19 protein-coding genes, 5 tRNA genes and 1 pseudogene are annotated in these 19,382 nt (G+C 50.9%); 11 read left to right on the top strand and 14 right to left on the bottom strand.

Going from position 1 to position 19,382, the window contains the following annotated elements; translation table 11 throughout:
• Positions 1-577 (top strand): tyrosine-type recombinase/integrase (locus ACUU1M_RS05120; protein ID WP_449144648.1); only part of this gene is annotated, 577 nt, incomplete at its 5' end.
• 235 nt (positions 578-812) lie between these two features.
• A complete protein-coding gene (ybhA, locus tag ACUU1M_RS05115; protein ID WP_005049371.1) occupies positions 813-1,631 on the top strand; it encodes a bifunctional pyridoxal phosphate/fructose-1,6-bisphosphate phosphatase in 819 nt (272 codons plus the stop codon).
• Here ybhA and modC read toward each other — a convergent pair whose 3' ends face one another.
• The 4 genes from modC to acrZ all read right to left on the bottom strand — a co-directional run bounded on the left by modC (position 1,632) and on the right by acrZ (position 4,471).
• Complete coding sequence (gene modC, locus ACUU1M_RS05110; RefSeq protein ID WP_000891699.1) at positions 1,632-2,690, bottom strand: molybdenum ABC transporter ATP-binding protein ModC; 1,059 nt, start codon at positions 2,688-2,690, stop codon at positions 1,632-1,634.
• A gap of 2 nt (positions 2,691-2,692) precedes the next feature.
• Positions 2,693-3,382 carry a molybdate ABC transporter permease subunit gene (gene modB / locus ACUU1M_RS05105; RefSeq protein ID WP_000604036.1) on the bottom strand — a complete coding sequence of 230 codons (690 nt, stop codon included), beginning with the start codon at positions 3,380-3,382 and terminating at the stop codon, positions 2,693-2,695.
• A complete protein-coding gene (modA, locus tag ACUU1M_RS05100; RefSeq protein WP_000101994.1) occupies positions 3,382-4,155 on the bottom strand; it encodes a molybdate ABC transporter substrate-binding protein in 774 nt (257 codons plus the stop codon). The genes modB and modA overlap by 1 nt, the downstream gene beginning before the upstream one ends.
• 166 nt (positions 4,156-4,321) lie before the next feature.
• Complete coding sequence (gene acrZ / locus ACUU1M_RS05095; RefSeq protein ID WP_000891515.1) at positions 4,322-4,471, bottom strand: multidrug efflux pump accessory protein AcrZ; 150 nt, start codon at positions 4,469-4,471, stop codon at positions 4,322-4,324.
• 128 nt (positions 4,472-4,599) lie between these two features.
• On the opposite strand from acrZ, the gene modE reads away from it, so the two are divergent.
• From modE to gpmA, 7 genes are all read left to right on the top strand, one after another.
• The gene (modE, locus tag ACUU1M_RS05090; RefSeq protein ID WP_001147439.1) at positions 4,600-5,388 is read left to right on the top strand and encodes a molybdenum-dependent transcriptional regulator; all 789 of its coding nucleotides are present in this window, start codon (positions 4,600-4,602) and stop codon (positions 5,386-5,388) included.
• 67 nt (positions 5,389-5,455) lie between these two features.
• Complete coding sequence (modF, locus tag ACUU1M_RS05085) at positions 5,456-6,928, top strand: molybdate ABC transporter ATP-binding protein ModF (protein ID WP_000096895.1); 1,473 nt, start codon at positions 5,456-5,458, stop codon at positions 6,926-6,928.
• Between the two features lie 260 nt (positions 6,929-7,188).
• Entirely contained in the window at positions 7,189-8,205 is a 1,017-nt protein-coding gene (galE, locus tag ACUU1M_RS05080) for a UDP-glucose 4-epimerase GalE (protein WP_001265431.1), read from the top strand.
• 9 nt (positions 8,206-8,214) lie between these two features.
• Positions 8,215-9,261, top strand: coding sequence for a galactose-1-phosphate uridylyltransferase (gene galT / locus ACUU1M_RS05075; RefSeq protein WP_000191537.1), 1,047 nt, complete (start codon positions 8,215-8,217; stop codon positions 9,259-9,261).
• Between the two features lie 3 nt (positions 9,262-9,264).
• Positions 9,265-10,413, top strand: coding sequence for a galactokinase (galK, locus tag ACUU1M_RS05070; RefSeq protein ID WP_000053442.1), 1,149 nt, complete (start codon positions 9,265-9,267; stop codon positions 10,411-10,413).
• A complete protein-coding gene (gene galM, locus ACUU1M_RS05065; protein WP_000931389.1) occupies positions 10,407-11,447 on the top strand; it encodes a galactose-1-epimerase in 1,041 nt (346 codons plus the stop codon). The genes galK and galM overlap by 7 nt, the downstream gene beginning before the upstream one ends.
• A 202-nt stretch (positions 11,448-11,649) precedes the next feature.
• Positions 11,650-12,402 carry a 2,3-diphosphoglycerate-dependent phosphoglycerate mutase gene (gene gpmA, locus ACUU1M_RS05060; protein WP_005073358.1) on the top strand — a complete coding sequence of 251 codons (753 nt, stop codon included), beginning with the start codon at positions 11,650-11,652 and terminating at the stop codon, positions 12,400-12,402.
• A 166-nt stretch (positions 12,403-12,568) separates the two neighbouring features.
• Here gpmA and aroG read toward each other — a convergent pair whose 3' ends face one another.
• Entirely contained in the window at positions 12,569-13,621 is a 1,053-nt protein-coding gene (gene aroG, locus ACUU1M_RS05055; protein WP_152028977.1) for a 3-deoxy-7-phosphoheptulonate synthase AroG, read from the bottom strand.
• A gap of 315 nt (positions 13,622-13,936) precedes the next feature.
• Here aroG and ACUU1M_RS05050 point away from each other — a divergent pair.
• Positions 13,937-14,317, top strand: a pseudogene (locus ACUU1M_RS05050) (YbgS-like family protein).
• 113 nt (positions 14,318-14,430) lie between these two features.
• Positions 14,431-15,372, top strand: a complete 942-nt coding sequence (gene zitB, locus ACUU1M_RS05045) for a CDF family zinc transporter ZitB (protein ID WP_001120660.1) — start codon at positions 14,431-14,433, stop codon at positions 15,370-15,372.
• Here the strand turns inward: zitB and pnuC are convergent.
• The 9 genes from pnuC to pal form a co-directional block, all read right to left on the bottom strand.
• The gene (gene pnuC, locus ACUU1M_RS05040) at positions 15,369-16,088 is read right to left on the bottom strand and encodes a nicotinamide riboside transporter PnuC (RefSeq protein ID WP_000345425.1); all 720 of its coding nucleotides are present in this window, start codon (positions 16,086-16,088) and stop codon (positions 15,369-15,371) included. The two genes, zitB and pnuC, sit on opposite strands and share 4 nt — an antisense overlap.
• A gap of 37 nt (positions 16,089-16,125) precedes the next feature.
• Positions 16,126-17,169 carry a quinolinate synthase NadA gene (nadA, locus tag ACUU1M_RS05035; RefSeq protein ID WP_000115305.1) on the bottom strand — a complete coding sequence of 348 codons (1,044 nt, stop codon included), beginning with the start codon at positions 17,167-17,169 and terminating at the stop codon, positions 16,126-16,128.
• 248 nt (positions 17,170-17,417) lie between these two features.
• A tRNA-Lys gene (locus tag ACUU1M_RS05030) sits at positions 17,418-17,493 on the bottom strand.
• A 3-nt stretch (positions 17,494-17,496) separates the two neighbouring features.
• A tRNA-Val gene (locus tag ACUU1M_RS05025) sits at positions 17,497-17,572 on the bottom strand.
• Between the two features lie 51 nt (positions 17,573-17,623).
• Positions 17,624-17,699, bottom strand: a tRNA-Lys gene (locus tag ACUU1M_RS05020).
• Between the two features lie 2 nt (positions 17,700-17,701).
• Positions 17,702-17,777 (bottom strand) — tRNA-Val (locus ACUU1M_RS05015).
• A 35-nt stretch (positions 17,778-17,812) separates the two neighbouring features.
• A tRNA-Lys gene (locus ACUU1M_RS05010) sits at positions 17,813-17,888 on the bottom strand.
• A gap of 164 nt (positions 17,889-18,052) precedes the next feature.
• A complete protein-coding gene (cpoB, locus tag ACUU1M_RS05005; RefSeq protein WP_000097580.1) occupies positions 18,053-18,844 on the bottom strand; it encodes a cell division protein CpoB in 792 nt (263 codons plus the stop codon).
• Between the two features lie 9 nt (positions 18,845-18,853).
• Positions 18,854-19,375, bottom strand: a complete 522-nt coding sequence (gene pal, locus ACUU1M_RS05000) for a peptidoglycan-associated lipoprotein Pal (protein WP_001295306.1) — start codon at positions 19,373-19,375, stop codon at positions 18,854-18,856.
• Between the last annotated feature and the right edge of the window lie 7 nt (positions 19,376-19,382).

Below are 19,382 nucleotides of genomic sequence, written 5' to 3'. Positions count from 1 at the left end.
TCTTGCCGAAGAAGATCCAGCTTCTGCAACCAGGCCATTCAGAACTGAAGTGAAGCGCAGTCGACTGTTAATTGACGAGTATCTGTTAATCAGGAAAATAGCAGACGTCCAGAACGAATGGTTCGGCCTTTGCATGGATCTTGCACTGGTAACAGGACAGCGCGAAGGAGATCTGGCGGCTATGAGATGGGAGGATATAAGAGATGGCAGGCTATACGTGGAACAACAAAAAACAGGGGCAAAAATTCGCATTTCTCTCCCCACCACGATTTCCAGATTGAATTTAACACTTGCCGATGTACTGGATAACTTGAAAAAAATAAACGGTAAAAACGAAAAGTTACTCGGAGGGAAGACAGCCAGGACAATCGCAGCACAGTTCAGGATTGCCCGAGACACATCCGGATTGAAATGGGAAGGTGACCCACCGCCATTTCATGAAATCCGAAGTTTATCCGGTCGCCTGCACTCAGCAGAAAAAGGCAGTGATTTCACTCAGGCGCTCCTTGGACATCGTTCATCCAGCATGACGGATAAATACCGTGACGGACGAGGGAGGGAATGGAAAGACATTTAGAATTAATTTCGAATGATTTCGAAATACCACTTGTAATTAATTGATTGTAAAGGATTAATTCCTAAAGAGCATTTGCTTCATGAATGCTCCTTTGCATTTAGCAACTGACTGTAACAGCTAAAATTAGTCGCTTTTGGCGGTGAATGCTGAATTAAAACGCAGAATTTTGTCCGATAGTGGTATCGGTGTACCATTCGCGCAGACGAAAATTCTTAACCTTAATCTGGAATACGCCATGACCACACGCGTGATTGCTCTCGACTTAGACGGCACCTTATTGACCCCGAAAAAGACCTTGCTTCCATCATCGATAGAAGCCCTGGCCCGCGCTCGCGAAGCAGGCTATCAATTAATCATCGTCACAGGTCGCCATCACGTCGCTATTCATCCTTTTTATCAGGCGCTGGCGCTGGATACACCTGCTATTTGCTGTAATGGCACCTATTTGTATGATTATCATGCAAAAACCGTGCTGGAAGCGGACCCAATGCCCGTTAATAAAGCCCTGCAACTCATTGAGATGCTGAATGAACACCACATTCACGGTCTGATGTATGTCGATGATGCAATGGTCTATGAGCACCCGACCGGGCATGTCATTCGCACGTCTAACTGGGCGCAAACCCTGCCGCCGGAACAGCGTCCGACTTTCACACAAGTCGCTTCTCTGGCTGAAACGACGCAACAAGTTAACGCCGTATGGAAGTTCGCCCTGACGCACGATGACCTGCCGCAATTGCAGCATTTTGGTAAGCATGTCGAACATGAACTGGGACTGGAGTGTGAATGGTCCTGGCACGATCAGGTTGATATTGCACACGGCGGCAACAGCAAAGGTAAACGTTTGACGAAATGGGTTGAGGCGCAAGGTTGGTCGATGGAAAACGTCGTGGCATTCGGCGATAACTTTAATGATATCAGTATGCTGGAAGCCGCTGGTACAGGCGTGGCGATGGGCAACGCCGATGACGCGGTAAAAGCGCGCGCCAACATTGTGATTGGTGATAACACCACCGACAGCATTGCCCAGTTCATTTATAGCCACCTGATTTAATCAGGCGGTTATCGACACACTTTTAATTTGCGCGTACAGCCACAGGCCAGGTTTGATCGCCAGTTCATCCCTGGCCCACGGGCTGATACGCGCCCACAGCGTTTTACCGCCGACTTCCAGCTCCACTTCCACCTGGCCGTTGTCGTCATAACTATTAACAACTTTTGCCCGCAATACGTTACGAATGCTGGTTTGCTGCGGCGGTTGTAAAACCAGAGAAACATCGGAAGCCTGAATGCGGATACGTAGCGCAGCTTGCAGCGGTTCGCCCAGCTTATTGACCCACAAATGCTGATCGCCCAGCGCCAGCGCGGTCATCGCGTAATGCGGATGATGCTCAAGCACCGTCACTTTCAGAATGCTACTTTGTTGCTCTTTCGGCAGCCACGGATTCATCACGCTACTGCCCCACACTTCCTCCAGCGCGCCAAAGGCTTTCACCTGACCGTTTTCCAGTACCATCACTCTGTCTGCCAGATGGAGGATCTCATCCAGCGAATGGCTGACATACAACATCGGAATGTTGATTTCCCGTGTCAGCCGTTGCAGATAAGGCAACAGTTCGCGTTTACGCGGAATATCCAGTGACGCCAGCGGTTCATCCAGCAACAGCAATTCCGGTGCTGTCAGCAAAGCCCGACCAATCGCCACGCGCTGTTTTTCGCCTCCGGACAGGCTGCCTGGTAAACGGTCAAGCAACGGTTCAATGCCTAAAAGCGCCACCAGCTTATCGAACTGAACGACCATACTTTTCGACATGCCGTAGCGCAGATTGCCACGCACTTTGTAATGCGGGAACAACCGCGCATCCTGAAAAACATAGCCAACACGACGCTTTTCCGGCGTCAGGCAGATACCTTTTTCGGCATCATTTAGTACCCGCCCATTGAGGACAATCCGCCCTTTTTGCGGGCGCGTCAGTCCACTGATGGCGTTAATCAGCGAAGTTTTTCCGGCACCGGAGACGCCAAAGATAGCAGTGATGCCATTGGCGGGCAGCGTTTCATTAATGGTCAGGCAATGGTTGCCCAACGTCTGGGAAAAATTCAGCTCCAGCATGATTAGCGCCCCGCCCGTTCACGGCTGATTCTGGCCAGCCATTCTGAAATCAACAGGGAGATCATCGCCAGCGCAATAGAAATAATGCACAGTCTCGCCGCGCCACTTTCCCCGCCGGGGGTCTGGATCAGGGTATACATGGCAGAAGGAATGGTTCGCGTTTCGCTAGGAATGTTCGACACAAAGGTGATGGTTGCACCAAACTCACCGAGAGAACGAGCAAAAGCCAGTACCGTACCAACAATAATTCCCGGTAAGGTCAGCGGTAACGTGATAGTAAAGAAAACGCGCCAGCGCCCGGCACCTAGTGTTCTTGCGGCCTGTTCCAGTTTGACATCAACCCCTTCCAGCGCCAGACGAATTGCCCGCACCATCAGCGGAAACGACATGACGGCGGCAGCGAGAACCGCGCCGCGCCAGCTAAAGGCGAAGGTAATACCAAACCAGTCATACAGACGTTCACCGATAAATCCGCGCCGTCCCATCGAAACTAATAATAAGTAACCGACGACCACGGGCGGTAACACCAGCGGTAGATGCAGTACGCTGTCGAGCAGAGCTTTGCCCGGAAACGTGCAACGCACCAGTAACCAGGCAAAAAAGATCCCAAACGGCAGGCTAAACAGCACAGCCAGGGAAGAAACTTTCAGGCTTAATAAAACTGCCTGCCATTCTGGATCGGTCAGTATCATTACTTGGTTGTAAATCCGTAACGTTTAAAGATTTCCGCTGCCTGCGGTCCCTTCAGATAATCATAAAATGCTTTCACTGTCGCATTGTTATGCCCTTCCACAACAGCAACCGGATATTCCACTTTTTTATGTGAATCTTCCGGGAAGGTGGCAACCACTTTTACCCCTTTGCTGGCAACTGCGTCAGAACCGTAGACAATGCCCAGAGGCGCTTCGTTACGTTCGACCAGCGCCAGCGCCCCACGAACATCTTCCGCTGGGGCCAGTTTCGGAGAGAGCGTATCCCATGCGCCCAGTTTTTGCAGTGCTTCTTTTGCATAAATGCCAGCGGGAACATGTTCCGGATCGCCAACCGCCAGGCGACCGCCATTCAGCAGCGAAGTCCAGTTAGTTTTGCTGTCGATGGTGAAATCTTTCTGCTCGCTGGCTTTCGGTGCTACAACGACCAGGCTATTGCCGAGCAGTGTCTGACGCGTAGCAGTATCGATCGCTTTTTTATCAACCGCATAATCCATCCATTTCTGATCGGCAGAAATAAACAGATCCGCAGGGGCACCCGCTTCAATCTGACGGGCGAGAGTAGATGACGAAGCGAAAGAAGAAACCACATCCACGCCTTTCTCTTTTTTATACTGCGTAGCAATGTCCTGCATTGCGTTAGTCAGTGATGCGGCGGCGAACACCGTGATTTTCCCTTCATCTGCCAGTGCATTGCCAGCAACTGCGAAAGAGAGTGCCGCCCCGGCAAACAAGTTCAACCATTTACGAGCCATTGGTAACCCCTTAATGTAACGTTATGTAGGCGACAATATAACGACTAACTCGGAATTTTCCCAGCAGTTATTGCTAACCTTTGTGAGGTAGATAAGAAAAAATATCGGCAGGAAAAGCAGGAAGTTGAGAAAAAGAAAATGCCCGACTAAGCGGGCATTCAGGGAATCAATGATTTTGTCCGGGCTGGTCTTTTTTACCAACACCAGAAAAGATGTTGAATACTTCACCAAGACCGTAAATCAGACCCAGGATGATGGCCATCACGACAGGTACCATGATTACGGCGAATACCAGACTTTTTAATAACTCTAACATGGTCAACTCCAGATATAGTCATGAGACTATTCTAACCGCTAAGCACAGAAAAGCACTCCCCTTTTGTGCGGTCAGCTTTGCGTGGCGTTCGTTTTCCGTCACAATAAGACTTTTGCTAGGACATTGTTATGCAGGCCGAAATCCTTCTCACCCTTAAGCTCCAACAAAAATTATTCGCCGACCCGCGCCGCATTTCGCTACTAAAACACATTGCGCTTTCCGGTTCCATTAGCCAGGGAGCGAAAGATGCCGGTATCAGCTATAAAAGCGCCTGGGATGCCATTAACGAGATGAATCAGTTAAGTGAGCATATTCTGGTCGAGCGCGCAACAGGCGGTAAAGGTGGCGGAGGCGCAGTACTGACCCGCTATGGTCAGCGACTGATTCAGCTCTATGACTTACTGGCGCAAATCCAGCAAAAAGCCTTTGATGTGTTAAGTGACGATGACGCCCTGCCGCTGAACAGCCTGCTGGCCGCGATCTCACGTTTTTCACTGCAAACCAGCGCCCGTAACCAGTGGTTCGGTACCATCACCGCCCGCGATCATGATGACGTTCAACAGCATGTTGATGTCTTACTGGCTGACGGAAAAACACGCCTGAAAGTCGCAATTACCGCACAAAGCGGCGCACGTCTGGGGCTGGATGAAGGCAAAGAAGTGTTGATATTGCTAAAAGCGCCGTGGGTAGGCATTACTCAGGACGAAGCGGTCGCACAAAACGCCGACAACCAATTACCGGGTATTATTAGTCATATTGAGCGCGGCGCAGAGCAGTGCGAAGTATTAATGGCGCTACCCGACGGGCAAACACTGTGCGCCACAGTGCCGGTAAATGAAGCGACTTCTCTTCAGCAAGGGCAGAATGTCACGGCCTACTTTAATGCCGACAGCGTGATTATCGCCACGCTGTGCTAAGCGTGTTGACAATTTGTTATGAAACACGTATCCCTGTCAGAAATCGCTGCACAAAATGGGATATAAAATATCATCGTTGCAAATTTTGCAAGGCACGTTTCGTCTTAGCGACACAAAAACGCTGCAATTGCCTCAGCTAACGTTAAACGCGGGTGATAGTTGGGCGTTTGTCGGTTCGAATGGAAGTGGAAAGTCGGCGCTGGCCCGCGCGCTGGCGGGGGAACTTCCGCTTTTGAAAGGTGAACGGCAAAGCCAGTTTTCCCACATCACTCGTCTCTCCTTCGAGCAATTGCAAAAGCTCGTCAGCGACGAATGGCAACGGAATAACACCGATATGCTCGGCCCTAGCGAAGATGACACCGGACGCACTACGGCTGAGATTATTCAGGATGAAGTAAAGGATGCACCGCGTTGCATGCAACTGGCGCAGCAGTTCGGTATTACCGCCCTCCTCGACCGACGCTTTAAATACCTTTCCACTGGCGAGACGCGAAAAACCCTGCTGTGTCAGGCGCTGATGTCGGAGCCTGACTTGTTGATTCTTGATGAGCCGTTCGATGGCCTGGATGTTGCCTCACGTCAGCAGCTGGCTGAGCGACTCGCCTCGTTACATCAGTCCGGTATTACTTTGGTACTGGTGCTCAATCGCTTCGATGAGATCCCGGAATTTGTCCAGTTTGCTGGCGTGCTGGCGGATTGTACGTTAGCGGAAACTGGCGCTAAAGAGGAACTGCTCCAGCAAGCACTCGTCGCGCAACTTGCGCATAGTGAACAGCTTGAAGGTGTGCAACTGCCGGAGCCGGATGAACCTTCAGCACGTCACGCCTTACCCGCCAACGAATCGCGCATTGTGCTGAACAATGGCGTGGTTTCTTATAATGATCGCCCCATTCTTAATAACCTTAGCTGGCAGGTGAATCCAGGCGAACACTGGCAAATTGTCGGGCCAAATGGCGCGGGAAAATCGACGTTATTAAGCCTGATTACTGGCGATCATCCGCAAGGTTACAGCAACGATTTGACGCTTTTCGGCCGACGTCGCGGCAGCAGCGAAACCATCTGGGACATCAAAAAGCATATCGGTTACGTCAGCAGTAGTTTGCATCTGGATTACCGGGTCAGCACTACCGTGCGTAATGTGATTCTTTCTGGCTATTTTGATTCGATTGGCATTTATCAGGCCGTTTCGGATCGCCAGCAAAAACTGGTGCAGCAGTGGCTGGATATTCTCGGCATTGATAAACACACGGCTGACGCTCCGTTCCATAGTCTTTCCTGGGGACAGCAGCGTCTGGCGCTGATCGTCCGCGCACTGGTGAAACATCCGACGTTGCTTATTCTCGATGAACCACTACAGGGGCTTGATCCGCTCAATCGCCAACTTATCCGCCGTTTTGTTGATGTGCTGATTAGCGAAGGTGAAACGCAATTGTTGTTTGTTTCGCACCACGCTGAAGATGCGCCTGCCTGTATTACCCATCGCCTTGAGTTCGTGCCGGACGGTGGACTCTATCGCTATGTGCTGACAAAAATATATTGAGTCGGTAGTGCTGACCTTGCCGGAGGCGGCCTAAGCGCCCTCTCCGGCCAACGGTTCGACGCATGCAGGCATGAAACCGCTTCTTTTTTCAGATAAAAAGCGCAATCATTCATAAACCCTCTGTTTTATAATCACTTAATCGCGCATAAAAAACGGCTAAATTCTTGTGTAAACGATTCCACTAATTTATTCCATGTCACACTTTTCGCATCTTTGTTATGCTATGGTTATTTCATACCATAAGCCTAATGGAGCGAATTATGAGAGTTCTGGTTACCGGTGGTAGCGGTTACATTGGAAGTCATACCTGCGTGCAATTACTGCAAAACGGTCATGATGTCATCATTCTTGATAACCTCTGTAACAGTAAGCGCAGCGTACTGCCTGTTATCGAGCGTTTAGGCGGCAAACATCCAACGTTTGTTGAAGGCGATATTCGTAACGAAGCGTTGATGACCGAGATCCTGCACGATCACGCTATCGACACCGTGATCCACTTCGCCGGGCTGAAAGCCGTCGCCGAATCGGTACAAAAACCGCTGGAATATTACGACAACAATGTCAACGGCACTCTGCGCCTGATTAGCGCCATGCGCGCCGCTAACGTCAAAAACTTTATTTTTAGCTCCTCCGCCACCGTTTATGGCGATCAGCCCCAAATTCCATACGTTGAAAGCTTCCCGACCGGCACACCGCAAAGCCCTTATGGCAAAAGCAAATTGATGGTGGAACAGATCCTCACCGACCTGCAAAAAGCCCAGCCGGACTGGAGCATTGCCCTGCTGCGCTACTTCAACCCGGTTGGCGCGCATCCGTCGGGCGATATGGGCGAAGATCCGCAAGGCATTCCGAATAACCTGATGCCATACATCGCCCAAGTTGCTGTAGGCCGTCGCGACTCGCTGGCGATTTTTGGTAACGATTATCCGACCGAAGATGGTACTGGCGTACGCGATTACATCCACGTAATGGATCTGGCGTACGGTCACGTCGTGGCGATGGAAAAACTGGCGAACAAGCCAGGCGTACACATCTACAACCTCGGTGCTGGCGTAGGCAGCAGCGTGCTGGACGTGGTTAATGCCTTCAGCAAAGCCTGCGGCAAACCGGTTAACTATCATTTTGCACCGCGTCGCGAAGGCGACCTTCCGGCCTACTGGGCGGACGCCAGCAAAGCCGACCGTGAACTGAACTGGCGCGTAACGCGCACACTCGATGAAATGGCGCAGGACACCTGGCACTGGCAGTCACGCCATCCACAGGGATATCCCGATTAAGGAACGACCATGACGCAATTTAATCCCGTTGATCATCCACATCGCCGCTACAACCCGCTCACCGGGCAATGGATTCTGGTTTCACCGCACCGCGCTAAGCGCCCCTGGCAGGGGGCGCAGGAAACGCCAGCCAAACAGGTGTTACCTGCGCACGATCCAGATTGCTTCCTCTGCACAGGTAATGTGCGGGTGACAGGCGATAAAAACCCCGATTACACCGGGACTTACGTTTTCACTAATGACTTTGCGGCCTTGATGTCTGACACGCCAGATACGCCAGAAAGCAACGATCCTTTGATGCGTTGCCAGAGCGCGCGCGGTACCAGCCGGGTGATCTGCTTTTCACCGGATCACAGTAAAACGTTGCCAGAACTGAGCGTTGCGGCATTGACGGAAATCGTCAAAACCTGGCAGGAGCAAACCGCAGAGCTGGGAAAAACGTACCCGTGGGTGCAGGTCTTTGAAAACAAAGGTGCGGCGATGGGCTGCTCTAACCCGCATCCGCACGGACAGATTTGGGCAAATAGCTTCCTGCCTAACGAAGCTGAGCGCGAAGACCGCCTGCAAAAAGAATATTTTGCCGAACAGAAATCACCAATGCTGGTGGATTATGTTCAGCGCGAGCTGGCAGACGGTAGCCGTACCGTTGTCGAAACCGAACACTGGTTAGCCGTTGTGCCTTACTGGGCTGCCTGGCCGTTCGAAACGCTACTGCTGCCCAAAGCCCACGTTTTGCGGATCACCGATTTGACCGACGCCCAGCGCAGCGATTTGGCGCTGGCGTTGAAAAAGCTGACCAGTCGTTATGACAACCTCTTCCAGTGCTCCTTCCCCTACTCTATGGGCTGGCACGGCGCACCATTTAATGGCGAAGAGAATCAACACTGGCAGCTGCACGCGCACTTTTATCCGCCTCTGCTGCGCTCCGCCACCGTACGTAAATTTATGGTTGGTTATGAAATGCTGGCAGAGACCCAGCGAGACCTGACCGCAGAACAGGCAGCAGAGCGTTTGCGCGCAGTCAGCGATATCCATTTTCGCGAATCCGGAGTGTAAGAAATGAGTCTGAAAGAAAAAACACAATCTCTGTTTGCCAACGCATTTGGCTACCCTGCCACTCACACCATTCAGGCGCCTGGCCGCGTGAATTTGATTGGTGAACACACCGACTACAACGACGGTTTCGTTCTGCCCTGCGCGATTGATTATCAAACCGTGATCAGCTGTGCACCACGCGATGACCGTAAAGTTCGCGTGATGGCAGCCGATTATGAAAATCAGCTCGACGAGTTTTCCCTCAATGCGCCCATTGTCGCGCATGAAAACTATCAATGGGCGAACTACGTTCGTGGCGTGGTGAAACATCTGCAACTGCGTAACAACAGCTTCGGCGGTGTGGACATGGTGATCAGCGGCAATGTGCCGCAGGGTGCCGGGTTAAGTTCTTCCGCTTCACTGGAAGTCGCGGTCGGAACCGTATTGCAGCAGCTTTATCATCTGCCGCTGGACGGCGCACAAATCGCGCTTAACGGTCAGGAAGCAGAAAACCAGTTTGTTGGCTGTAACTGCGGGATCATGGATCAGCTAATTTCCGCACTCGGCAAGAAAGATCATGCCTTGCTGATTGACTGCCGCTCACTGGGGACTAAAGCAGTTTCCATGCCGAAAGGTGTGGCTGTCGTCATCATCAACAGTAACTTCAAACGTACCCTGGTTGGCAGCGAATACAACACCCGTCGTGAACAGTGCGAAACCGGTGCGCGTTTCTTCCAGCAGCCAGCTCTGCGCGATGTCACCATTGAAGAGTTCAACGCTGTTGCACATGAGCTGGACCCAATCGTGGCGAAACGCGTGCGTCATATCCTGACTGAAAACGCCCGCACCGTTGAAGCTGCCAGCGCGCTGGAGCAAGGCGACCTGAAACGTATGGGCGAGTTGATGGCGGGGTCTCATGCCTCTATGCGCGATGATTTCGAAATCACCGTGCCGCAAATTGACACTCTGGTAGAAATCGTCAAAGCTGTGATTGGCGACAAAGGTGGCGTACGCATGACCGGCGGCGGATTTGGCGGCTGTATCGTCGCGCTGATCCCGGAAGAGCTGGTGTCTGCCGTACAGCAAGCTGTCGCTGAACAATATGAAGCAAAAACAGGTATTAAAGAGACTTTTTACGTTTGTAAACCATCACAAGGAGCAGGACAGTGCTGAACGAAACTCCCGCACTGGCACCCGATGGTCAGCCGTACCGACTGTTAACTTTGCGTAACAACGCAGGGATGGTAGTCACGCTGATGGACTGGGGTGCGACTTTACTTTCCGCCCGTATTCCGCTTTCCGATGGCAGCGTCCGCGAGGCGCTGCTCGGCTGTGCCAGTCCGGAATGCTATCAGGATCAGGCTGCGTTTCTGGGGGCCTCTATTGGTCGTTATGCCAACCGCATCGCCAATAGTCGTTATACCTTTGACGGTGAAACCGTGACGCTTTCGCCAAGCCAGGGCGTTAACCAGCTGCACGGCGGCCCGGAAGGGTTCGACAAACGTCGCTGGCAGATTGTGAACCAGAACGATCGTCAGGTGCTGTTTGCCCTGAGTTCAGATGATGGCGATCAGGGCTTCCCGGGTAATCTCGGCGCGACGGTGCAATATCGTCTGACCGACGATAACCGTATCTCCATTACTTATCGCGCCACAGTTGATAAACCTTGCCCGGTGAATATGACTAATCACGTCTATTTCAATCTTGACGGCGAGCAGTCTGACGTGCGCAATCACAAGTTGCAGATTCTGGCGGACGAATATCTTCCGGTTGATGAAGGCGGCATTCCGCACGACGGCTTGAAATCTGTCGCCGGAACGTCTTTTGATTTCCGCAGCGCCAAAATCATCGCCAGTGAGTTTCTTGCCGACGACGATCAGCGCAAAGTGAAAGGTTACGATCACGCATTCTTGTTACAGGCCAAAGGCGATGGCAAGAAAGTGGCGGCGCATGTCTGGTCAGCAGATGAAAAATTGCAGCTGAAGGTCTACACCACCGCTCCGGCTCTTCAATTCTACTCCGGCAACTTCCTCGGCGGCACACCGTCGCGGGGAACCGAACCTTACGCCGACTGGCAAGGGCTGGCGTTGGAAAGCGAGTTTCTGCCGGACAGCCCGAACCACCCTGAATGGCCGCAACCGGACTGCTTCCTGCGTCCTGGCGAAGAGTATTCCAGCCTGACGGAATATCAGTTTATTGCTGAGTAATGTTAAGCCCTCGTCATGAGGGCTTTATCTTCATATTGTTCAAATCACCAGCAAACACCGACATATTTGCAACTCAATATTCACAACAACCTTACACTGCGCCACTATTTTCGCTATGGTTATGCGTAAGCATTGCTGTTGCTTCGTCACGGCAATATAATGAGAATTATTATCATTAAAAGATGATTTGAGGAGTAAGTATATGGCTGTAACTAAGCTGGTTCTGGTTCGTCATGGCGAAAGTCAGTGGAACAAAGAAAACCGTTTCACCGGTTGGTACGACGTGGATCTGTCTGAGAAAGGCGTAAGCGAAGCAAAAGCAGCAGGTAAGCTGCTGAAAGAGGAAGGTTACAGCTTTGACTTTGCTTACACTTCTATGTTGAAACGCGCTATCCATACCCTGTGGAATGTGCTGGACGAACTGGATCAGGCATGGCTGCCCGTTGAGAAATCCTGGAAACTGAACGAACGTCACTACGGTGCGTTGCAGGGTCTGAACAAAGCGGAAACTGCTGAAAAGTATGGCGACGAGCAGGTGAAACAGTGGCGTCGTGGTTTTGCAGTGACTCCGCCGGAACTGACTAAAGATGATGAGCGTTATCCGGGTCACGATCCGCGTTACGCGAAACTGAGCGAGAAAGAATTGCCGCTGACGGAAAGCCTGGCGCTGACCATTGACCGCGTGATCCCTTACTGGAATGAAACCATTCTGCCGCGTATGAAGAGCGGTGAGCGCGTAATCATCGCCGCACACGGTAACTCCCTGCGTGCGCTGGTGAAATATCTTGATAACATGAGCGAAGAAGAGATTCTTGAGCTGAATATCCCGACTGGCGTGCCGCTGGTGTATGAGTTCGACGAGAATTTCAAACCGCTGAAACGCTATTATCTGGGTAATGCTGACGAGATCGCGGCGAAAGCAGCAGCCGTTGCGAACCAGGGTAAAGCGAAGTAAACGTCATTCGTTTAAAAAATGAGAAAGCCGACTGCAAGTGAGTCGGCTTTTTTGTTTGTCGTTGCTAACAATGGAGCACATTGCCTGATGCGACGCTGCGCGTCTTATCAGGCCTGTGGTGATTCATCGGATACGCCACTCTGACGGCGCATCCGACAATTAAACCTTACCCGCGACGCGCTTTTACTGCATTCGCCAGTTGACGTAACAGAGCATCGGTATCTTCCCAGCCAATGCAGGCATCGGTGATGCTCTTACCGTAGGCCAGCGGCTCCCCGCTATCGAGGCTCTGATTGCCTTCCACCAGATGGCTTTCCACCATCACGCCAATAATGGCCTTTTCGCCACCGGCAATCTGCTGGCAAACGTCAGCACAAACATCCATCTGCTTTTTGAATTGTTTGGACGAATTAGCATGGCTGAAATCGATCATCACCTGAGCTGGCAGACCTGCTTTGTTCAGCCCTTCTTTCACTTCAGCAACGTGCTTCGCGCTGTAGTTAGGCTCTTTACCGCCGCGCAGAATGATATGGCAATCGCCGTTACCACTGGTATTCACAATCGCCGAATGCCCCCATTTAGTTACGGACAGGAAGCAGTGCGGCGCACCGGCGGCATTAATGGCATCGATAGCCACTTTAATCGTACCGTCTGTGCCATTTTTAAAACCTACCGGACAAGAAAGACCAGACGCCAGTTCACGGTGCACCTGCGATTCCGTGGTACGTGCACCAATTGCGCCCCAGCTCATCAGGTCAGCGAGATACTGAGGAGTGATCATATCGAGAAACTCACCCGCCGCTGGCAGACCGCTGTCGTTAATATCAAGCAGCAATTTACGGGCTATACGCAGACCGTCGTTGATCTGGAAGCTGTTATCCATATGCGGATCGTTAATCAACCCTTTCCAGCCCACCGTGGTACGCGGCTTTTCAAAATAGACGCGCATTACGATTTCCAGCGCATCTTTCAGCTCTTCACGCAGCGCCAGCAAGCGAGTGGCATACTCTTTAGCCGCGACAGGATCATGAATTGAGCACGGGCCAATCACCACCAACAGGCGATCATCATTACCTTTCAGGATCTTATGGATCGCTTTTCGGGCATGGGCAACCGTATTCGCGGCATTTTCAGTTGCGGGGAATTTTTCCAGCAATGCGACAGGAGGAAGTAACTCTTTGATTTCTTTGATGCGTAAATCGTCGTTCTGATAATTCATGTCTGTTCCAGTGTTGCCATACTTATCTTAGTGAATGCAATACTTCCAATCTATATCTTCCGTCAGAATGTGTAAACGGGGTTTTACACTATGAACGGATTAATCCTGGAATTAGCAAGAAAAACGCCAGATTGTCGCGAAAAACGAGATCTCTCCTACAATTTCTAACTGTAACTCCTTTGTTTGTTAATTATTTCAAGATTCTCTGCTGCGTTTCATAAACCGGCTGAAATCTTAAACCAATGCCTTATATTCACCTGCAAATGCACTGTTGGAAGAGGTTATCCGACATAACGACCATAACAGGAGCATCCTATGAAAATGACAAAACTGGCTACATTATTTCTGACTGCCACTCTAAGCCTTGCCAGCGGTGCCGCACTGGCTGCCGATAGCGGAGCGCAAACTAATAACGGCTAGGCAAACGCCGCAGCTGATGCGGGCCAGGTAGCCCCTGACGCCCGTGAAAATGTCGCGCCAAATAACGTCGACAATAACGGGGTAAATACCGGTTCTGGCGGCACAATGCTGCATTCGGATGGTTCTTCAATGAACAATGACGGAATGACCAAAGATGAAGAGCACAAGAACACCATGTGCAAAGATGGTCGATGTCCGGATATCAATAAAAAGGTACAAACCGGTGATGGCATCAATAATGATGTCGATACCAAAACCGACGGTACCACGCAGTAACCCTGCAAAATAGCCAATAATGGGAGAGCGGAGTCTCTCCCTTTTAATTTTTCACTTCTAAAAGCAGTATGATGTCATAAAGTTAAGTGAGAATAATTAAGGGATGACTCGTCATGCCGCACTCACACTCACACACGTCCTCACACCTGCCAGAAGATAATAATGCTCGTCGCTTGTTGTATGCTTTCGGCGTGACTGCCGGGTTTATGCTGGTAGAAGTCGTTGGTGGTTTTCTTTCTGGTTCTCTGGCATTGCTGGCCGATGCGGGTCATATGTTGACCGATACTGCCGCCCTGCTTTTCGCCCTACTCGCCGTGCAATTTTCACGTCATCCGCCCACCATTCGCCACACTTTCGGTTGGCTAAGACTGACCACGCTCGCGGCGTTTGTGAATGCCATCGCCCTCGTGGTAATTACCATTTTGATTGTCTGGGAGGCGATAGAACGCTTCCGCACGCCGCGTCCGGTCGAGGGAGGCATGATGATGGCAATTGCCGTGGCTGGGTTGCTGGCAAATATACTTTCTTTCTGGTTACTTCATCACGGCAGCGAAGAGAAAAACCTCAACGTACGAGCAGCGGCACTGCATGTGCTCTGGGACCTGCTGGGTTCGGTTGGGGCTATTATTGCCGCGTTGATTATTATCTGGACTGGCTGGACACCTGCTGACCCCATTCTCTCGATACTGGTGTCGCTTCTGGTTCTGCGTAGCGCGTGGCGACTGTTGAAAGATAGCGTGAATGAATTACTTGAAGGTGCACCGGTATCGCTGGATATCGCTGAACTGAAGCGTCGTATGTGCCGGGAAATCCCGGAAGTCCGCAATGTGCACCATGTACATGTATGGATGGTAGGCGAGAAGCCGGTGATGACGTTGCATGTGCAGGTGATCCCGCCACACGATCACGATGCCTTGTTGGATCAGATCCAACACTACCTGATGGATCACTATCAGATTGAGCACGCCACCATTCAGATGGAATATCAACCTTGTCATGGGCCAGACTGCCACCTGAATGAAGGGGTGTCTGGCCATTCACATCATCACCATTAATGGGACAGCGCGCGTGAGCCTCTTTCACGTGCGCTGTTGATCCACATCCGGCTGCCGTTGAGCGCAATAAAGGTCAGGATGATGTACTCCAGAGACATGGCGTAAACGCCCTGAAGTGCAAAAATAACGACGCTAATCACGTTAATAATCACCCACAACAGCCAGTTTTCCACATACTTACGCGTCATCAGAATCATTGCCACGATAGATAACACCATCATGCATGAATCCCAGAACGGGAAAGCGTCCGGTTGCAGTTCAGGCATCACAACCTGTAATCCTAATGCTTGCATGATCATGACTGCCACGCGGGTCAAAAATGCAAACACCGGATTGATAAATACCGTCATCAGACCAATCGAAACAACGCAAACCGCCAACCAGCTGAGTGCCTTCGGCAATGGCAACCAGCGAATTTTCAACTCCGCCTCGTTCTGACTGGTTTGTCGCGACCACACATACCAGCCGTAAATATTCGCGGCAAAGAAAAACACCTGTAATAGCAGGCTGGCATACAGCTGAATCTGAAAGAAAATAATGCCAAACAAGGTAACGTTGATCAGGCCAAAGAAGTAGTTGCTGATCTTCTCCAGACTGGCAAGGCCAATACACAGCAACCCGGCGATCGTGCCTACCGCTTCGATCCATGAGAGATCATAACCGCCCGCCCCTATTGGTATATGTACCAAGATATTCTGCACACTAAAAAAATCCATCTTTCCCCCAAAGCGTAACGTTACGCCTTATTATTCGTTATCCACGTAGTGTAGCCGCAAAATCCAGCATACGATTGAGCGGCACCAGCGCCCTCTCTCGCAGCCTCTCATCGACATGAACCTCGTGATTACTTCCTTCCTGTTCTAATGCCTCTGCGATAGCCTGAAGGCCATTCATGGCCATCCACGGACAATGCGCGCAGCTGCGGCAGGTTGCGCCCTCACCCGCGGTTGGTGCTTCCAGTAACTCTTTATCTGGCACCGCCTGCTGCATTTTGTAGAAAATACCCCGATCGGTTGCCACAATAAGCCTCTGATGAGGCAATGCTTTTGCAGCAGCGATCAGTTGACTGGTGGAACCGACCGCATCCGCCATATCGACAATAGCTTGTGGTGATTCTGGATGCACCAGTATGGCAGCATCCGGGTATTCTTCTTGCAAGCGGGTTAACGCCTGAGTCTTAAATTCATCATGCACAATGCAGGCACCCTGCCAGCATAAAATGTCTCCACCCGTCTGTTTTTGCACGTAACGCCCCAGATGTTTGTCGGGTGCCCAGATGATTTTTTCACCCAAACTATCAAGATGATCAATAAGTTCGACGGCAATGCTTGAAGTTACCACCCAATCTGCGCGCGCTTTTACCGCAGCAGAAGTGTTGGCGTAGACGACGACAGTACGATCGGGATGGGCATCGCAAAATGCGTTAAATTCTTCAACAGGGCAGCCGAGATCCAGTGAACACTCAACCTGAAGTGTCGGCATCAGAATTGTTTTTTCCGGACTGAGAATTTTGGCGGTTTCTCCCATAAATCTCACCCCAGCGACTAACAAAGTAGAAGCGGGATGCTTTGCACCGAAGCGCGCCATTTCCAGAGAATCAGAAATACAGCCACCGGTTTCTTCTGCCAGTTGTTGAATTTCGGGATCGGTATAGTAGTGGGCAACCATCACCGCATTACGTTCTTTTAGCAGACGTTTTATCTTCTCGCGGTAATACGCTTTTTCATCAATGCTTAACGGCGTCGGCTTCGGGGGGAAAGGATAAATCGCCGTGTCTGGATCAAACATTACGCTCATCTTACCATCTCGTTTTACAGGCTTAACGTTAAAACCGACATTAGCGTAACATTCGCTGTTATCGGTGTAATTTGTTTTATATGCTAAACAAGATAGTCGAATGGTGGGGAAAAGTCACTCGAATTACGCCTAATTCCACCGACGTAGAGTTGCTTGCACAGTAAGCTCTGACGATGTCATCAGGTTTACAAAGTGAAATTGAGGATGCCTGAATAGCAAAAAAGCGCCTTTAGGGCGCTTTTTTACATTGGTGGGTCGTGCAGGATTCGAACCTGCGACCAATTGATTAAAAGTCAACTGCTCTACCAACTGAGCTAACGACCCGAGTGGTGGGTGATGACGGGATCGAACCGCCGACCCCCTCCTTGTAAGGGAGGTGCTCTCCCAGCTGAGCTAATCACCCGACACTACGCTGGATACTACAAACTACTTCCACCGAACCCACCGTAATTAGTGGTGGGTCGTGCAGGATTCGAACCTGCGACCAATTGATTAAAAGTCAACTGCTCTACCAACTGAGCTAACGACCCGGTGGTGGGTGATGACGGGATCGAACCGCCGACCCCCTCCTTGTAAGGGAGGTGCTCTCCCAGCTGAGCTAATCACCCGACACTACGCTGGATACTACAACTAACTATGTTAGTGGTGGGTCGTGCAGGATTCGAACCTGCGACCAATTGATTAAAAGTCAACTGCTCTACCAACTGAGCTAACGACCCACTTTTTCGTTGCTTTCGGTTTGTTTGATATCCCGTGGCAACGGCGGCATATATTACTGATTTCAGACTTGAGCGCAACAAAAATTTCGATGCAGATCACTCAACTGCTTATGATTCGCACGACACGACCAGAAATAATGCGACTTCTGGTCGTGTGTTATGCATTACATCGCGTTCAGACGTTTTTGTGCCTGTTTAGCGCCATCAGTACCAGGGTATTTACTGATAACCTGCTGGTATACGGCTTTCGCTTTTGCGGTGTCACCTTTGTCCTGCATGATGACGCCGACTTTAAACATCGCATCAGCAGCCTTTGGTGACTTCGGATAGTTTTTCACTACCGAAGCAAAATAGTACGCCGCATCATCTTTTTTACCCTTGTTGTAGTTTAACTGACCCAGCCAATAATTGGCGTTTGGCAGGTAAGTTGAATCAGGGTAATTTTTGATGAAATTCTGAAATGCCACCATTGCGTCATCCTGGCGGGATTTATCCTGCACCAGCGCAATAGCTGCATTGTAATCCGTGTTTGCATCGCCGCTTTTCACCGGCGCGCCAGCATTCGCAGTACCAGCATCAGCTGTCGGCGTCGTTGATGCCGCCGCACCGCTTTGATCGCTGCTGGTTGATTGCGCCGCTGCACCACCGCTGCTGAGGCTGTCGATCTGCAACAGGATCTGCTTTTGCCGCTCCACGACCTGATTCAGTTGATACTGATTTTCCTGAATCTGACCACGCAGGGAATCAATATCGGATTGATTATCAGAAAGTTGTTGCTGGAGTTGGGTTAAAAGCTGGCTGTGAGCATTAGAAATACGCTCAAGTTGAGTGACGCGGTCTTCGACCGAGCCTGAGCCGACACTACTGATTGGTGCCTGAGCAAAAGCGGCCCAGGGGGCCGCTATACCAACCAGTAACGACAGACTCAATAGTTGATGTCTGAAGTTACTGCTCATGCAATTCTCTTAGTAAACCAGTACCGCACGACGGTTTTTGGAGTATGCCGCTTCGTCATGACCCAGTACTGCAGGTTTTTCTTTACCGTAAGAAACGATGGAGATCTGGTCTGCAGAAACGCCTTTACCCTGCAGGTACATCTTAACGGCGTTCGCACGACGTTCACCCAGGGAGATGTTGTATTCCGGAGTACCACGTTCGTCCGCGTGACCTTCTACGGTGACTTTGTAAGACGGGTTGCTACGCAGGAAGTTTGCATGTGCATCCAGCATTTGAGCGAAGTCAGAACGGATATCGTACTTGTCCAGATCGAAGTAAACGATGTTGTTCTGCTGCAGCTGTTGCATTTGCAGACGAGCCTGCTCTTCGGAAGACATGTTGCCGTTGCCGCCGTTCGCATCCATACCAGTGCCGGCACCCAGCATGCCTTCGCTGCCGTCATTGCTGGCGTTCTTGTTGGAAGAACATGCCGCAATTGCCATAACAGGCAGAGCAATCATCAGCCCTTTCAGCACTTTGTTCAGTTGCATTTCAATG

The sequence above is a fragment of the Shigella sp. SIG6 genome, from assembly GCF_053555815.1.
Note: the sequence above shows the minus strand (reverse complement) of the source record. Positions and strands in the feature narration are given on the sequence as shown.